This window comes from Rhizobium sp. NZLR10, from assembly GCF_019685125.1.
GTDB lineage: Bacteria > Pseudomonadota > Alphaproteobacteria > Rhizobiales > Rhizobiaceae > Rhizobium.
Map to the genome: position 1 here is coordinate 1 of NZ_JABDWE010000023.1, position 14,578 is coordinate 14,578.

The window sequence follows — 14,578 nt, forward strand, 5'->3', positions numbered from 1 at the left end:
AATAAGCCGATATGGCCAGAAAACCCGCCTCAATCGGCCAAAATCCCACCGCACGACAGCCAGTCTGTAAAAAAATCAGACCCACAGCAAGCAACTGCGCCAACGCAGAGCGAATTTCAGCAGCCTGTTAGAACCTGTCCTATCGGACGCGCGGCGCTGTAGCGGAAGAAGATGATGACCCACGATCCGGTTGAACTCGTGCCCTACGATCCGCAATGGCCAGAGGCGTTTCGGCGCATCCGCGACAGGTTACTCGTCTTGCTGCCGCAGGCGCTCTCCATCGACCACATCGGCAGCACGTCCATATCGGGCATGAGTGCCAAACCGCTGATCGATATCGACATCGTTCTTCCCGGCCTCGGGCACATCGAGGATGCCACCGATGTGCTTCTGGCAGAAGGCTACGAACCGCGCGGCAATCGTTACGACGACGAGGTCTGGGCATTTTTATCACGAGGTTCCGTGCCGCGGGAGCGCGTCTACCTCTGCCTGCTCGGCAATGGCACGCATCGAAACAGGCTCGCTTTTCGGGATTATCTCATCATGCATCCGCAGGCGGCGGCCGATTATGCCGCGCTCAAACGCAGGCTGGCAGCCGAATTCAGGATGGACGGCAATCGCTATACTGCGCATAAGCGCGAATTCGTCGACGCGATCGTCGCGCGGGGCTTAACGGGCGACGATTAGGCTTCAAATGCCTTGCGAGGCCTCGGCCGAGCGGTCCTTCCACTGGCCGTCCACCACCTCGGTTTCCGGCCGGTCGCCGCCTTCGGCATATTCCTCATGCCACTTGCCGTTCTCGTCCTGCCAACTGATCTCGGCGGAATCGCCGCCGACCTGCTGTTCGGCCGCGACGATACGCGCAGCTTCCACTGCCTCGGCATGGGTGGGGAATGCCTCGGAATAGACGCCTCCGAGCCGGTAGGCCCAACCGCCGTCATGCGGCACGACTTCGTAGACCACCTTGATCATGCATTCACCTCCTCATCTTCTTGTTGCGCATTCGCACGCTTCCGGACAGGATCCGGATCATCGCGGCCGCTTGACGAGAATTCGAGGACGCCGCGATCTGCTTTTCGGCCCCGATGACATCAGTATTCCATTAAACGCCGAAGACTGCAAATGGGACTGGATCGATGCTTGCTTGATATGCGGAATCAGTGACTTAGATAAAACGCATGGATCGGGGCAGGAGCTGAAGCTTGGGGATTGCATCACGCTTGAAAGAAGAGAAGTTTCTGGTCGCGGCACTTGTCGTTGCAGCGATCGCCTATTTCTTGGAACACGCGGTGATCGAGATGGGACGCGGCATCGCTCTGATCGCGGCCGCCGCCCTGGTCGGTACCATCGTTCTCGCCTCGATCCGAGTTGCCCATCACGCCGAGCTGCTCGCCATCAAGGTTGGCGATCCCTATGGCACGATGATCCTGACGCTGTCGGCCGTCGCCGTCGAGGTCATCATCCTCGCCATCATGATGAGCGGCGAGAGTTCGCCGACACTGGTGCGCGACACGATCTATTCCGCCCTGATGCTCGATATCAACGGCATTCTGGGTCTCGCCGCCCTGCTCGGCGGCCTCAAGCATGGTGAACAGCCCTACAACGACAATTCGGGCAAGACCTACGGCGTGATGATCCTCACCGCCATCGGCATCTCGATGATCGTGCCGGAATTCGTGCCCGGCGACAAATGGCACTATTATTCCGCCTTCACCATCGTCGCGATGATTGCGCTCTACGGCCTCTTCCTGCGCATGCAGGTCGGCCAGCACAGCTATTTCTTCAGCTACAGCTATCCGCGCTCCGAACGGAAGAAAGAAAGTCCGGACGAGCATGGTCCCGACGAATCGACCGCAATCTCGATCGCCACCATTCTGGTCGGCGTCGTCATCATCGGCCTGCTGGCGGAGTTCATGGCCACACTCATGACCGAGGGTCTGCGCGACAGCGGCGCGCCGATCGCGGTGACCGCCGTCGTCGTCGCGGCGATTTCAGCCGCCCCCGAGATTCTCACCGCCTTGAGGGCAGCCCTCAGGAACCGCATGCAGGCGACGGTTAACATCGCCATGGGCGCCTCGCTCTCGACGGTGATCCTGACGGTGCCGGTCATGGAGGCCATCGCACTCTATACCGGTCAGCCATTCATCATGGCGATGACCCCGGTGCAGACGGTGATGGTGACGATCACCTTGATTGCCGCCGCGATCAATCTTAACGACGGCGAGACCAACGCTATCGAAGGCATGACCCATTTCATCCTCTTCGCCACCTTCGTCATGCTGACGGGGCTGGGGCTTTGAAGGCGGCGCGCTGAAACCGATATTCGAACAGCCTTCTTGGCAGCCCACGCCTGTCAGCACGGACCTGCGACCATTATTCCTTCGACTTTTCGAGGAAACGCTGCTTACGGGTTTTCGGCTTGAAGCGCCGGAAGAAACCTTCGACGGCCCGGATGGATTTGGTGACGGACATCAGCCTGTCGATCTGGCTGTTGGCATTGTGAAGTCGCTCCGACAGAACCTCGGCCGCCGTCATCGCAATCTCGATCGGCGGCACCTGTGGAAATCGTTTGGCGAGCGCCGCATAGGGGCTCGTATCGACACCACCCATCATCGAGATCGTGCCCATCCTGGCAAAGAGACGCAGGAATATCTGCTCGAACGTCCAATCGTGCACGTCGAAGACCTTCCACTTCTCGCTCCTCTTTGCCGAAAAGCCGGCAAGCAGGATCTTGCCCGGCAGTTGCAGCTCGGCGAGCCAGAGCGCCAGCGCAAAGCCGCTCGTCGCGATCTTGCCTGTCGGATAGAGATCCCCGATCATCTGCGTCAGATCAAGGTGACGGGCTCTGGCGCCGTTGAAGCGGCGCTCCTCGCTGAAGTTTTCCTCGGGAGAAACGCGAATATTGACGACGCCCAGAAAATTGTCGCCGGCAAAGAAGCGCAGGACATCCGCAGCCTCGCGCCGGTGGACGATATTGGCGCCCATCACGCCGCTGCGGGCAACCAGCACCGCATGGCCGGCGAAGGGTTCGTCGAGCACCTTGTAGACATTATTGAAGAAGACGTAGAGCGCCGTCTCCGGCAACTCGCTTCGCAGCTGCTCGAAATCGACCGCCTCGCTGTTTGCCACCAGCACGATGTGGGAATAGCCCGACAGCAGCGCTTTCCACGCTTCCGGCGTGAGGAAATGCAATCCGTCATCTGCGGCGGCCACGGTGTTGATATCGCTGGGGATCGATTCCATATCGGCTCACATGCACTTTCCAAGGACGCGCCTTACTAGCTGTTGCTGAAATAGGCGCGCATCCGTGCCAGCCGCGTCAGCCCGCCGATCTGCTTTCCCACATGCGAGAGAAAGCCCGCCACCCGGCCCGTCATCGACGGCTGTCTGCAGAAGGAAGCCCAGGGCGTGTCTCGCAGATCCTCGATATAACGCCTGGCCATCTGCCGGTGCACCCAGGGAACGGTCGCCTGCCACGGTTTTTTCCGGCCGGTGAAATGAAAGATCGCCGGCCGGCCCACGAAAGGCAGGAGGCCCGTCTGCGTGTTCCAGCGCGGATCGAGCGCCAGCCAGTCGCCGTCGAAGCTGACGTTCAGCGCATCCTGGTCGTTATTCTCGAAAAGATGCGACCGCTCCTCGAATATCTCCCGTGTCCTGGCAAAGAGCCCCTTCGCCCGGCAGGCCGACCAATCGAACAGCAGCACGCCGGCATTGAAATACCGGCCGCCCTCGCGCATGCCGATCTTTCGCTGCCGCGCGCCGGCCTTCTCAGGAAAGGCCATGACATAATCGTCGACCGCGGCAAGCGCCTTGCCTCGAAAATCTCTGGTGAAGAGTTCGTCGACGGGTGCCACCGCCAGCACGTCGGCGTCCAGGTAAAGCAGGCGCTCGATATGATCGGGAATATGCAGATCCATGTAGAGCCGCGCCAGTGTCGCGGCCGACCAGCGGCCTCGCGCCTGCTTTGCAGTTTCCGGCGTATTATAGGGCAGCACGGTGATCGCCATGTCGTGCAGCCGCGCGAAATTTCCAACCTCGGCGATTTCGCTCGGCTTGAGGTCGATGCCGAGAAGCAGGAACTCCGCTGGCGAAGCCCCGAGATTGCGCTTGACGGAAAGCAGGGTGCAGCAGGCGGCCGGCAGCATGTTGACATCCGAACAGACGATCACCGCACTCTGCTGCAAAATCCCGGCCTCCCAAAGCGGCAACTTAAACTTAATGCCGGATATCTAGTTGGTTTGGCGCCGCCCCGCAACCGCAGATCACCCGCCGAACCGTCACTCTGCGTTACGTTTTGAATCGGAATTCAACGACTTGCGAGGCAAAGCGGAATCAAGGCCGCAAGGCGTTGAATCGGGATATGAGCCTATAATCGCAGCGCCAGCGGATGGCCGACGAGCAACCGGTCGACCGTCGCAAGCTGCAGCCCCTCGACCTTGCACTGTGCCAGCAGCATTCGGTCGAAGGGATCGCGCGTCTCCGGCTCGGGGTCGGCGGCAGTGATGACGTGCTGAATTTCGATCCGCAGCAGTATCAGCCCTATTTCCTCAAGAGATCGCGCGATGTCTTCGAGCGGCATGCCAGGATCCAGCTTTCCCAGCCGAGCCTTTATCGCCGTCTCCCAAAGACTTGCAACACTGACGAAACCCACGGTCTTGCTGTCACATTTCCAATCCCGTCCCGTTCATCGCAGATGATTTTGACGATCCGCTGCCCGAGGATTTTCTCCTGAAGCCGTTGCCGTAACCATGCAGCTTCTCCTTGATACCCATATCGTTCTCGCGATCCTGCGCAAGGACGTCGGACATCGGTTCCGGGAGATCGCGGCGCGCCTCGTGAGCGAAGATAGGCCTGACCAGCTTCCAGGTTCAAACCGCCGCGTTTCTGATGTGGCACCAGATCGAACACCGGCCGGCCGTTCCGCGTCACAACAATGGTTTCGCCTTGCTCGACCTCGCGGGCAAGCTCGGTCAGCCGGTTCTTCGCGTCGCGGATCGAAACGGTCTTCACGCCTCAAATGTAGCCACATGCAGCCACATCGTCAACGTCGCCACAAAAAAGGCCCGCCGTCACCGGCAGGCCTTCGATCGATCTTATCGCAGTCCGCTTACCTGCAAGCGGCGCAGAAGCGCTGGATGCGGCGGCAGGCTTCCTCGAGCTGCTCTTCCGACGTTGCATAGGAGATGCGGAAGTTCGGGCCGAGGCCGAAGGCCGAGCCTTGAACGACGGCAACGCCTTCGGATTCCAGGAGCTCAGAAACGAAATCTACGTCCGTCTCGATGACCTTGCCAGAGGGTGCGGTTTTGCCAATCAAGCCCTTGCAGGAAGGATAGACGTAGAAAGCGCCTTCCGGCACCGGGCAGACGATGCCCTTGGCCTGGTTTAGCATCGAAACGACGAGATCGCGACGGCCTTCGAAGATCTTCTTGTTCTCAGGGATGAAGTCTTGCGTGCCGTTCAGCGCTTCGACAGCCGCCCACTGGGCGATCGACGTCGCCCCCGAGGTCTGCTGACCCTGGATCATGTCCATCGCCTTGATGAGCTGGATCGGGCCTGCGGCATAGCCGATACGCCAGCCGGTCATCGCATAGGCCTTGGAGACGCCATTCATCGTCAGCGTGCGGTCGTAGAGTTTCGGCTCGACTTCGACAGGCGTGACGAACTTGAAGTCGCCATAGGTCAGGTGCTCGTACATGTCGTCGGTCAGTACCCAGACATGCGGATGCTTCATCAGTACGTCGGTCAGCGCCTTCAGCTCGTCCTGCGTATAGGCAGCACCCGTCGGGTTGGACGGCGAGTTGAAGATGAACCACTTGGTCTTCGGTGTGATCGCCTTTTCGAGATCTGCCGCCTGGAGCTTGAAGTCATGCTCCTGGGTGGCCGAAACGAAAATTGGCGTGCCGCCGCATAGCGCAACCATCTCCGGATAGGAAACCCAGTAAGGCGCCGGGATGACCACTTCGTCGCCGGGGTTCAGCGTCGCCATGAAGGCGTTGAACAGGATCTGCTTGCCGCCGGTGCCGACGATCGTCTGCTCCCAGGTATATTCCAGGCCGTTTTCACGCTTGAACTTGGCAGCGATCGCCTTGCGCAATTCGGGAATCCCGGAAACCGGCGTGTACTTCGTCTCGCCGCGGTTGATCGCGTCGATGGCGGCCTTCTTGATATTCTCGGGTGTATCGAAATCCGGCTCGCCCGCGCCGAGGCCAATCACGTCACGTCCTTTTGCCTTCAGCTCGCGCGCTTTCTGGGAAACGGCGATGGTGGCTGAAGGCTTCACACGGGAAAGAGCGTCGGCAAGGAAGGCCATGATATCGGTCCTAATGGTTGAAACGGGCAGAAAGCCGGGACCGGAGTTCTGCGCCTAGCTCTATGTCCAATGTATGATGGCATTTCAAGCGCAAAGGCGTGATGGAGGCAATGATTCTTATTGATCGTTTCGCCACATCGGCGAGCGGGTCGCCGCCCTTTTCGGCAAGGCTTGCAGCGCGCAGTCGAAGCGCTACGCGCAACTCTTGAGTCAATCTCTTGAGAACATCGGGATTTATCTGTTTTGGATGCTGCCGCTCGAAGTCATCCGCGAGCATGTCGAGGAGTTCAAGATTATCGCCGGCATCCGACCTGACCTTCGACATCACGCCGGTCCTGAGGAATGGAGTCAATAATCAATCTGGGCGAATTGCTTTTTAAGGCATTGGTGATGAACTGCCGTCATGACAAAGCCGCCCCGCAAGCCTTCCAAACCGCTGCTCGGTGATGGCTACGAGCCGCCCCGCAGCCGACCGCGCCGTCGGCGAGATCCCGCTCAACCCAATCTTCCTCTCGATCCGATGCCGGCGCGTATCGCGCCGTGCCGGGCGTCGGAAGGGACGCGGTTTTCAGATGACCGACGACCCGGAAATGAACCAGGCCGAAGGTCAGCACTACCCGCAGCAGATGACCGACCGGGACATGGCTTTTCGCAACTATCTGAGCCTCAACACGGCGATCTTGCTGGGGATCCTGTTTATTGCGATCGTCTTCAGGTTCCACAAGATCACCTTGCCGCTGGTCGACGGCTTCAGCTGGCGCGAGATAAGCACCGCCATGATGGCCGACAATTTCCAGCACCGCAGCTGGAACATCTTCTTTCCGGAGGTCAGTTGGACCAGGCCCGGGCCAAGCTATCAGGGCCGCGAGTTCCAGATCGTCAGCTATCTCACAGCCTTGCTCTATCAACTCTTCGGCTGGCACGACTGGTTCGGCCGCATGGTTGCGGCCTTCTTCGGTCTGGTGACGGTGTTTTCGCTGCACAGACTAACGGCGCTATGCTGGGACGAGATGCACGCCCACGCGGCGGCACTTGCCTACGCGCTGATGCCGGCGGCGATCATGATCGACAGCTCGTTTCTTCCCGATCCCGCGATGCTGGCCTTGGTGACCGTTGGCATCTGGCTATTCGCCAAATTCTGGGCCGGCGGCAGCGGCTGGCTCTTGCCACTCGCCACGGTCAGCTTCTCGCTCGGCGCGCTGTCAAAGCCACCAGGCCTCGCCGCCGGCGCCGTCATCTTCTATCTGATGGTCTGCTGGATTCTGGAGAAGAAGCGAAAGCAGGCGACCTGGGTCTTCCTGTCTGGGCTTTTGAGCCTGGCCGTCGTCGGCGCCTATTTCAGCTGGGCGATTTATCTCGGCCGCAGCTATCCGCCGTTTCATTTCGCCGGCAGTGGCGGTTATATCTGGGATTACGGCTTCTGGACATACGTCAGGGACAGGTTCTACTTCCAATCCTTATGGAACACCTCGGTCTTGTGGTTCTACGGCTATCCGTTCATGGTGCTGCTCGCGGTCGGCTTGTGGATGCCACCCAGGCCCGCCGAAGACCCGAAGCAACGCACCCTTTCGGCCATTCCCTATGTGTGGCTGGCTGCGGCCATGATCCTCTATCTGGCGGCGGCGGGCGAGATCACCAGCAATGTGTGGAACTTCCACATCTTCCATGTGCCGGTCGCGATGTTCTGCGGCCACGGCGCGCTTCTTCTGGCAACGCTTGCCTCCAGAACCGTTCCAACGCCGGCGGTGGTGTTTCGCTCGATCTGCATCGTGGCCGTCGCGCTTGCCTGGTCGACCTTGCCCCTTGTCAGGACGATGAAGAAGCCAATCGCCATGAAGGGCAAGCTGCTTGGCGAGGAACTGGCGCGGTTGCCGCAACCGGGCGACCTCGTAGTCGCCATCGCGCCCGAGGTCGGCGATCCCGTCGCAGTCTACTACAGCAGGGCGCGCGGCTGGGTGTTCCCGCCTGGCGGAGGCGATGTCGAATGGTCGAAATTCGTCGCGGATGACGCCACCGCGATCGCGCAGCTCGAGGAACTGCGCGCGCAGGGCGCCGATCTGTTCGGCGCGGCCAAGAATGCCGTCGACAAGCAGGACCGGCGGTTCGTCGAGCATCATGATGGGGTCATCGACTATCTGGACAAGACCGCAACCAAGCTTGTCGATTCGGACGATTTGCTGGTTTATAGGATCACCCGTCCATGAGAGCCGTGACCGTCTGGGCCATGGGTCTTGGATAGAAATAGCGTCTCGGACGGTTCAGCGGCACTCCGCCTGCGAAGGCCGGCAAGGCGGGGCCAGGCGACCTGATCCCCGAATCGCGTTTTCGTCGCCGATGTCTTTTGAAAACAAAGAGATCGTCGGTTTTCGTCATCGCCACCAATAAGCCGCAACAAATGCCGCACACCGCCGCAATTCGGTCGCGAGCGCGCCGAGATCGAAGCCGCATCATTCCGGTCTGCGAAATTGGTTATTGAGGGTCGCCAATGGTTCTGGAAGATGAGTTTGCCATCGGGCGCATGCGCCGGATCTCCGTTTCATTTCTTGTCGTCGTCACCGCCTTTGTTGCCTGCGTAGCCGCAACATTGGGTATTGCCTCCGCCGCGCGCGCCGCCGAGACGCAGCAGACATCCAGCCAACTTGCAGCACTTGTCCGACCGAACGACGCCAACAGCGGTTCGCTGCTCTTTCCGTCGAAGGAGCCGGGCTTCTATGTCGAAGCGCCATGGCTGAAGGCCGACGTCGCAATCGATGTCTCCGAGCCGATCGCCAGGGCCACCACCATGATCGCGCAGAAGTTCTCGACCGTGAACCTGCCGCAGGCGGCGATGCGCGCCGACGAGCAGATTACGCATGGGCTCACCATGCTGTTCCTGGCGCTGACGGCGGCAAGCGGGCTGGCAGTCTGGCGTCGTCGCCTCAAGGACATCGTCATGATCGGAGCCAAGCGCGATGGTCGATAGGCCCGCTACAGTTGAGAATGAGGGAGCGAGTGAATTCGAGCCGCTTCCGACCTATCTGGAACTTGCCCTAGCCACGACCCACGACATGCCGAAGACGCGGCAAAGGAAAGGTTTTTTCCTCTGGCGTCTTTCCTCGACCGAACGGGCGATCGTCTTTGCTATTGCCGGTCTTGCCGTTTACGGCCTGGCGCTGATCGGCGACGGTTTCCTGCTGAAGGCGAAGGCCGAACTGATCGACGGCCGGGCGACCGGCTCCGTTCAACCGGTAAACACAAAGCCGTTATTGCAGGTCGAATGAGGGTTGAAGCTCTCCCCTGCCCGCTCCACGTTCGGACGGGAGAGATGACCGGGGAAGCAAGATGAAGAGAATATCCGCCTTCCATTTCGCAGCAGCGCTGTTCCTGTTCGGCGCCGTGTCCGCCGATGCGGCCGATACCGTCAATACGCAGGGTCCCGCCGTTCGTGTCGACAATCTCGCCAAGGGCCTCGAGCATCCTTGGGCAGTCGAGGTGTTGCCCGATGGCGCCTATCTCGTCACCGAGCGGCCCGGCCGCATGCGCATCATCCGCGATGGCAATATCTCCGACCCGATCGGCGGCGTGCCCAAGGTCAGCGCCCGTGGCCAGGGCGGCCTGATGGACGTGGCGCTCGCCCCGGACTTTGCGACATCTAGAAGGATCTATTTCACCGCCGCCATCGCCAATGCACAGGGCTCTGGCACTGAAGCCTTCAGCGCCACGCTTTCCGCTGACGAGAAGAGACTGGGCGCCGTAACGCCTGTTTTCACCATGCGGCGCCTCACCTCCGGCAATATCCAGTACGGCTCGCGCATCGCCATAGCCCGTGATGGTTCGCTGTTCATCAGCGTCGGCGACCGTGGCGACCGCGACCGCTCGCAGGACTGGCAGGATGATGCCGGCTCGATCATCCACATCAATGCCGATGGCAGCATCCCGGCCGACAACCCATTCAAGGACGGCGGCAAGGCGCTGCCGGAAATCTGGTCGAAGGGCCACCGCAACCCGCAGGGTATCACCTTCGATACCAAGGACGGCAAGCTCTACACCGTCGAACACGGCGCGCGCGGCGGTGACGAAATCAACCAGCCTGAGGCAGGCAAGAATTACGGCTGGCCGATCATCACCTATGGCCGCGACTATTCGGGTGCGGAAATCGGCGAAGGCACCGCGAGGGAAGGGCTGGAACAGCCGCTGCATTACTGGGATCCGTCGATTGCCCCTGGTGCGCTCACGGTCTACCGCGGCGCCATGTTCCCGGAATGGGACGGCAATTTCCTCGTCGCGGCGCTGAAGTTTCAGCTGCTTTCGCGCATGCAGCGCGACGAAAGCGGCGCCTTCGTCGCCGAAGAGCGCCTGTTCGAGGGTGAATACGGCCGGATCCGCGATGTCGTCGTCGCACCCGACGGCGCGCTGCTGATGGTGACGGACGAGGACAGCGGATCGCTGCTCAGGGTTTCGCGCGCTGAGGCCAATAACGGCTGAAAGATCACAACGCGCCACGTAACTCCTTGCGGATAACAAATTTCAGTCCGGACCAGACCTCATCGACGGCGCAGACCTTGACGTCAACAAGGCCGGTCGGAAGGAGGATCTCTCGTAGCACATCCTCGGTGACGTCCGTCGGCACCCGCGAACTCTTCTTCGGCCAGGAGATCCAGAGGATGCCATCCGGTCTCAGAACACGAAAAAGCGCGGACGCGAAAGCCTCCAACGTCGCTCGCTCGGTCGTAAACAGGTGCATATAGTCAAACGCCCGCCGAGGCGTTTCGGGAAGCGCAAGGGCGACCGAGGCAAAGCCGTCGAAGCCATAGATCTCGCCAATCGTTTCGGGAACGCCGAGAAGAGCAGCCGCCTGGCCGCGCGCGAGGCCGAGCTTCTTGGCGAGCGGCGTGCCAGAATAGCCTGCCGTCCCGGGCATCGCCGCCATTTCGCCGGCCAGCCGGCCTTCGTCGCGTTGCATGCTGTCACCTCCGTCAACCGGCAACATAGTCTGCACCCTTGCCGAAAGGAAACGCAACTGCTAACCGCTGGGGCACATCCCTTCCCCATCGAGGACGACATGACGCGCGCTCAGGCGAACCTTCTGCTGTTGCTTGCAGCCGCCATCTGGGGTGGCGGCTTCGTCGCGCAATCGACGGCGATGAAGGCGATCGGCCCCTTCTGGTTCATTGCCCTGCGTTTCACCGTCGCGACGCTGGCCGTGCTGCCTTTCGTCGTTTTCGAAGCGCTCAACTCCAAGGTGAAGACCAGCGCACGCCATGCGAAACTCTATATTCTGACCGGCCTTGCGCTTTTCGGCGGCGCAGCCACGCAGCAGGTCGGGCTCCAGACGACGACTGTGACGAATTCGAGCTTCATCACCGGCCTCTATGTTGTCTTCGTGCCGCTGATCGCCGTGTTCTTCCTGCGTCGTGCCCCGCATTGGATCATCTGGCCGGGGGGGCTGATGGCTGTCACCGGCATCTATCTCTTGTCAGGCGGTCACCTCTCGGCCCTTACATCAGGCGACCTCCTGATAATGGTCTGCGCCGGCTTCTGGGCAATCCAGATCACCCTTGCCGGCACGACTGTTTCTGCGACCGGACGGCCGCTCGCCCTCTCGGCCACGCAATTCGCCGTCACCGCAATCTGCGCGCTTGTCATTGCCGCAATCGTCGAACCGATCAGCCTCTCTGCGATACGGGCCGCGGCACCTGAGATCGTCTATGTCGGCATCTTCTCCTCGGGCCTGGCCTTCGTGCTGCAGGTGATCGCCCAGCGTTACACCACACCCTCGCAGGCAGCGATCTTCCTCTCCGCCGAAGCGCTCTTCGGCGCCTCGCTCGCAGCCCTGCTGCTGGGCGAGACGATGCCAGTGACCGGCTATGCAGGTTGCGCGCTGATGTTTATCGCTATGCTTGTGGTCGAACTCGTGCCTGGATTTGCCCGGCGACGCCTGCCAGTCACCTGAACACGCGTCCAAATGCGGGTGAGTCACGCGTTGAGAAAAAATTTATCGGATGCGTAAAGACGCGTTCACGTTGCATTATTGGGAAAATCTGCTCCGAACTTATATTGCAGACGATATAAAACGTTAATCATTCCTCTATCTTCGAAGAAAATTTTGCGTTTTTGCGCAAATTGGATATTCGCAGGGGTGCGCGCCGCACGGCACGCTAAAAACTTTTGCTTGCCAAAATCCTTTAACCGCAGCATTCTCAGCGCGTTCGGGCATTTTGCGAGCATGGGAAGTCCTTAAGTATTTGCGCGCCGGGAACGCTAATATTCCGGTCAGCCGGTTCCGAAGATGGCGGGCGAAGTCCTGCCTGGAACAGGCCGAGGTAGAGGGGACCTTTTTCTCACATTTCAAGAATTGCCTGCCTACACCTCCCGCAAGGAGGCAATGCTATGATGCTGCCCGTGTGGATGGCGGGCAGAGAGAAAAGGGACCTGACGCATGGCAGAGACTGGCACTGTAAAATTCTTCAATACCGACAAAGGCTTCGGCTTCATCAAGCCGGACCGGGGCGGCGCCGATATCTTCGTTCACATTTCTGCCGTTCAAGCCTCCGGGCTGGCCGGTCTGACGGAAAACCAGAAGGTAAGCTTCGACACGGAGCCGGATCGCCGCGGCAAGGGCCCCAAGGCCGTCAATCTGCAGATTGCGGGCTGAACCTCTTAACAAGGCTGTCGAATTCGAGTTGATGCCCGGCAGCGATGCCGGGTTTTGTCGTTCAGCCTTCGTTCAGCCACCAATCTATAGGACTGCCACCATCGAGAAAGGAACCGGCGTTCGGTTCCCGCGATTAGGACCTACGCTGATGAACAGGCTCGTAAAAACTCTTATGCTGACGGCAACGGCTGCTGCGCTTACCCTCTCCGCCATTGGCGATGCATCGGCCGGCGACCGTCATTGGCACCATCACAACGGCAACGATGCGCTCGTCGGCGGCGCCCTTGGTCTCGCGACCGGCCTGATCGTCGGTTCGGCCATCGCCAATACCAATAACGGTCCTGCATACGAAGAGCGCCGCTACATCGACCCGGCTTACGAGCCGGATTATTACGAGCCCGCTCCGGTCTATCGCGCCCCGCGTCGCGTCTATGTCGAGCAGCCGCAATATGTCGAGCAGCCGCGATACTATGCACCGGTCCGCACGTCGGTGGAGCCCTGGTCGCCGCAGTGGGAGCGTTACTGCTCTTACCGCTACCGCTCTTTCGATTCGCGTAGCGGCACCTATATCGGCAATGACGGCCGCAGCCATTTCTGTACCGCCGGCTGATCTCTCTAAAGCGCGTCGCTTCAAACTAAATTCACGCGACGCTCTTTTGCTATTGTGCATGCTATCCCGGAACCGCTGCACACTTCCGGGCGACATGCATTATCATCGCTGATGCCAGGCGCCGCTTTCGAGCGGCACTTTCTTTTGTGATCCGTCAGCGGATTTTTCTCAAAGCATATCGGCATCGGGTTCGAAATCGGTCGAGACGCTGACCGCGCGCCATTCCCGATCAGCGTCGATACGCGCGGCATCCGCTTTCTCGACATTGCGGACAGCATCGCTGCCGAGCAGCAGCCGGAGCGGTGCTGCATCGAGGCCGGCGATATGGATGACCACCGCAGCCGCTTTGGCAGGATCTCCGGGCTGGCGACCATTATACTCACGCTGGAAGCGCACGGTAGCGCCGACCGTCTCCGCATAGTCCTGCCGCCCTTCGGCAAGCACCGTCGAGGCGCCGGCGAAATCGGTCCTGAAGCCGCCGGGCTCGATCACCGTCACCCTGATGCCGAATGGCGCGACCTCTTTCGCCAACACCTCGGAAAAGCCCTCGACACCGAATTTCGCTGCCGAATAGGCGCCGCGCCCGGCAGGTCCGATCCGGCCACCGACGGATGAGAACTGGATGATATGCCCTGCCCCCTGTTCGCGCATCAGGGCGATGACCGCCTTGGTCATGATGATCGTGCCGAACAGATTGGCCTCGATCTGCGCCCGGAAATCGGCAAGGCTGGTATCTTCGATCGAGGAGACATTGCCGTAGCCGGCATTGTTGACAAGCACGTCGATGCGTCCGAACCGCTTCACACCGGCCTCGACCGCTGCCGTGGCCGCCGTCTCGTCGGTCACGTCGAGCGCGACCGTCAGCACCTGGCCGCCATATCGCTCGGACAGATCGGCAAGTTGGGCCGGATCGCGCGCCGTCGCCACCAGATTGTCGCCGGAGGCCAAAACCGCCTCCGCCAACGCTCGGCCGAGACCGCGCGAACTCCCTGTAATCAACCAGACCTTGGACATCGGAAACCTT

The 14,578-nt window shown here is 60.4% G+C and carries 15 protein-coding genes and 5 pseudogenes; 10 read left to right on the plus strand and 10 right to left on the minus strand.

The annotated features are described in order from the left end of the window. Window positions 1–171 precede the first annotated feature (171 nt). Entirely contained in the window at window positions 172–687 is a 516-nt protein-coding gene (locus HJB82_RS27520; protein WP_207581250.1) for a GrpB family protein, read from the plus strand. 3 nt (window positions 688–690) lie between these two features. Here HJB82_RS27520 and HJB82_RS27525 read toward each other — a convergent pair whose 3' ends face one another. After that, window positions 691–972, minus strand: coding sequence for a DUF2188 domain-containing protein (locus HJB82_RS27525; RefSeq protein ID WP_164013504.1), 282 nt, complete (start codon window positions 970–972; stop codon window positions 691–693). Window positions 973–1,202: 230 nt separating this feature from the next. Between HJB82_RS27525 and HJB82_RS27530 the strand changes: the two genes are divergently transcribed. Then, a complete protein-coding gene (locus HJB82_RS27530; protein WP_221142072.1) occupies window positions 1,203–2,300 on the plus strand; it encodes a calcium:proton antiporter in 1,098 nt (365 codons plus the stop codon). A 73-nt stretch (window positions 2,301–2,373) separates the two neighbouring features. Here the strand turns inward: HJB82_RS27530 and HJB82_RS27535 are convergent, their stop codons facing one another. From HJB82_RS27535 to HJB82_RS27560, 6 genes and pseudogenes are all read right to left on the minus strand, one after another. Next, a complete protein-coding gene (locus HJB82_RS27535) occupies window positions 2,374–3,243 on the minus strand; it encodes a 3-deoxy-manno-octulosonate cytidylyltransferase (RefSeq protein ID WP_207581252.1) in 870 nt (289 codons plus the stop codon). Between the two features lie 35 nt (window positions 3,244–3,278). Then, window positions 3,279–4,184 (minus strand): glycosyltransferase family 8 protein, encoded by a 906-nt coding sequence (locus tag HJB82_RS27540; RefSeq protein ID WP_207581253.1) that lies wholly within the window; start codon window positions 4,182–4,184, stop codon window positions 3,279–3,281. Window positions 4,185–4,366: 182 nt separating this feature from the next. After that, window positions 4,367–4,654, minus strand: a pseudogene (locus HJB82_RS27545) (type II toxin-antitoxin system VapC family toxin); the annotation flags it as partial. Window positions 4,655–4,818: 164 nt separating this feature from the next. Then, window positions 4,819–5,010 (minus strand): annotated as a pseudogene (locus HJB82_RS31945) (type II toxin-antitoxin system Phd/YefM family antitoxin); the annotation flags it as partial. A gap of 97 nt (window positions 5,011–5,107) precedes the next feature. Continuing rightward, window positions 5,108–6,310: a pyridoxal phosphate-dependent aminotransferase gene (locus tag HJB82_RS27555; protein WP_207581256.1), complete on the minus strand. Its 1,203-nt coding sequence runs from the start codon at window positions 6,308–6,310 to the stop codon at window positions 5,108–5,110. A gap of 10 nt (window positions 6,311–6,320) precedes the next feature. After that, entirely contained in the window at window positions 6,321–6,635 is a 315-nt protein-coding gene (locus tag HJB82_RS27560) for a hypothetical protein (RefSeq protein ID WP_221142073.1), read from the minus strand. Window positions 6,636–6,713: 78 nt separating this feature from the next. Between HJB82_RS27560 and HJB82_RS31830 the strand changes: the two are divergent. The 5 genes and pseudogenes from HJB82_RS31830 to HJB82_RS27580 all read left to right on the plus strand — a co-directional run. Next, window positions 6,714–6,860, plus strand: a pseudogene (locus tag HJB82_RS31830) (ATP-dependent DNA ligase); the annotation flags it as partial. 22 nt (window positions 6,861–6,882) lie between these two features. Continuing rightward, window positions 6,883–8,514, plus strand: coding sequence for a glycosyltransferase family 39 protein (locus HJB82_RS27565; RefSeq protein ID WP_221142075.1), 1,632 nt, complete (start codon window positions 6,883–6,885; stop codon window positions 8,512–8,514). A gap of 281 nt (window positions 8,515–8,795) precedes the next feature. Beyond that, window positions 8,796–9,110 (plus strand): annotated as a pseudogene (locus HJB82_RS27570) (marine proteobacterial sortase target protein); the annotation flags it as partial. A 151-nt stretch (window positions 9,111–9,261) separates the two neighbouring features. Further along, window positions 9,262–9,504, plus strand: a pseudogene (locus HJB82_RS27575) (class GN sortase); the annotation flags it as partial. Window positions 9,505–9,631: 127 nt separating this feature from the next. Then, window positions 9,632–10,774 (plus strand): PQQ-dependent sugar dehydrogenase, encoded by a 1,143-nt coding sequence (locus HJB82_RS27580; protein ID WP_221142077.1) that lies wholly within the window; start codon window positions 9,632–9,634, stop codon window positions 10,772–10,774. 4 nt (window positions 10,775–10,778) lie between these two features. Here HJB82_RS27580 and HJB82_RS27585 read toward each other — a convergent pair whose 3' ends face one another. Next, on the minus strand, window positions 10,779–11,252 hold the full coding sequence (locus HJB82_RS27585) for a DUF3052 domain-containing protein (protein WP_207581259.1): 474 nt from the start codon (window positions 11,250–11,252) through the stop codon (window positions 10,779–10,781). Between the two features lie 99 nt (window positions 11,253–11,351). Here HJB82_RS27585 and HJB82_RS27590 point away from each other — a divergent pair, with 99 nt between their 5' ends. Beyond that, window positions 11,352–12,242, plus strand: a complete 891-nt coding sequence (locus tag HJB82_RS27590) for a DMT family transporter (protein ID WP_221142079.1) — start codon at window positions 11,352–11,354, stop codon at window positions 12,240–12,242. A 65-nt stretch (window positions 12,243–12,307) separates the two neighbouring features. Here HJB82_RS27590 and HJB82_RS27595 read toward each other — a convergent pair whose 3' ends face one another. Further along, window positions 12,308–12,517, minus strand: a complete 210-nt coding sequence (locus HJB82_RS27595; RefSeq protein ID WP_207581261.1) for a hypothetical protein — start codon at window positions 12,515–12,517, stop codon at window positions 12,308–12,310. 211 nt (window positions 12,518–12,728) lie between these two features. Between HJB82_RS27595 and HJB82_RS27600 the strand changes: the two genes are divergently transcribed. Together HJB82_RS27600 and HJB82_RS27605 are read left to right on the plus strand one after the other, a co-directional pair. Beyond that, on the plus strand, window positions 12,729–12,944 hold the full coding sequence (locus tag HJB82_RS27600) for a cold-shock protein (protein ID WP_003561293.1): 216 nt from the start codon (window positions 12,729–12,731) through the stop codon (window positions 12,942–12,944). A 148-nt stretch (window positions 12,945–13,092) separates the two neighbouring features. Next, window positions 13,093–13,554, plus strand: coding sequence for a BA14K family protein (locus HJB82_RS27605; protein WP_207581262.1), 462 nt, complete (start codon window positions 13,093–13,095; stop codon window positions 13,552–13,554). A gap of 168 nt (window positions 13,555–13,722) precedes the next feature. On the opposite strand, the gene HJB82_RS27610 is transcribed toward HJB82_RS27605, so the two are convergent. Then, window positions 13,723–14,568 carry an oxidoreductase gene (locus HJB82_RS27610; protein WP_207581263.1) on the minus strand — a complete coding sequence of 282 codons (846 nt, stop codon included), beginning with the start codon at window positions 14,566–14,568 and terminating at the stop codon, window positions 13,723–13,725. Between the last annotated feature and the right edge of the window lie 10 nt (window positions 14,569–14,578).

What these genes read in the sequence shown, in the direction of transcription:
- HJB82_RS27520 (WP_207581250.1), top strand. Translation starts at nt 172, where the DNA reads ATGATGACCCACGATCCGGTTGAACTCGTGCCCTACGATCCGCAATGG.
- HJB82_RS27525 (WP_164013504.1), bottom strand. Translation starts at nt 972, where the DNA reads ATGATCAAGGTGGTCTACGAAGTCGTGCCGCATGACGGCGGTTGGGCC.
- HJB82_RS27535 (WP_207581252.1), bottom strand. Translation starts at nt 3,243, where the DNA reads ATGGAATCGATCCCCAGCGATATCAACACCGTGGCCGCCGCAGATGAC.
- HJB82_RS27555 (WP_207581256.1), bottom strand. Translation starts at nt 6,310, where the DNA reads ATGGCCTTCCTTGCCGACGCTCTTTCCCGTGTGAAGCCTTCAGCCACC.
- HJB82_RS27560 (WP_221142073.1), bottom strand. Translation starts at nt 6,635, where the DNA reads ATGTCGAAGGTCAGGTCGGATGCCGGCGATAATCTTGAACTCCTCGAC.
- HJB82_RS27565 (WP_221142075.1), top strand. Translation starts at nt 6,883, where the DNA reads ATGACCGACGACCCGGAAATGAACCAGGCCGAAGGTCAGCACTACCCG.
- HJB82_RS27580 (WP_221142077.1), top strand. Translation starts at nt 9,632, where the DNA reads ATGAAGAGAATATCCGCCTTCCATTTCGCAGCAGCGCTGTTCCTGTTC.
- HJB82_RS27585 (WP_207581259.1), bottom strand. Translation starts at nt 11,252, where the DNA reads ATGCAACGCGACGAAGGCCGGCTGGCCGGCGAAATGGCGGCGATGCCC.
- HJB82_RS27590 (WP_221142079.1), top strand. Translation starts at nt 11,352, where the DNA reads ATGACGCGCGCTCAGGCGAACCTTCTGCTGTTGCTTGCAGCCGCCATC.
- HJB82_RS27595 (WP_207581261.1), bottom strand. Translation starts at nt 12,517, where the DNA reads ATGCTCGCAAAATGCCCGAACGCGCTGAGAATGCTGCGGTTAAAGGAT.
- HJB82_RS27600 (WP_003561293.1), top strand. Translation starts at nt 12,729, where the DNA reads ATGGCAGAGACTGGCACTGTAAAATTCTTCAATACCGACAAAGGCTTC.
- HJB82_RS27605 (WP_207581262.1), top strand. Translation starts at nt 13,093, where the DNA reads ATGAACAGGCTCGTAAAAACTCTTATGCTGACGGCAACGGCTGCTGCG.
- HJB82_RS27610 (WP_207581263.1), bottom strand. Translation starts at nt 14,568, where the DNA reads ATGTCCAAGGTCTGGTTGATTACAGGGAGTTCGCGCGGTCTCGGCCGA.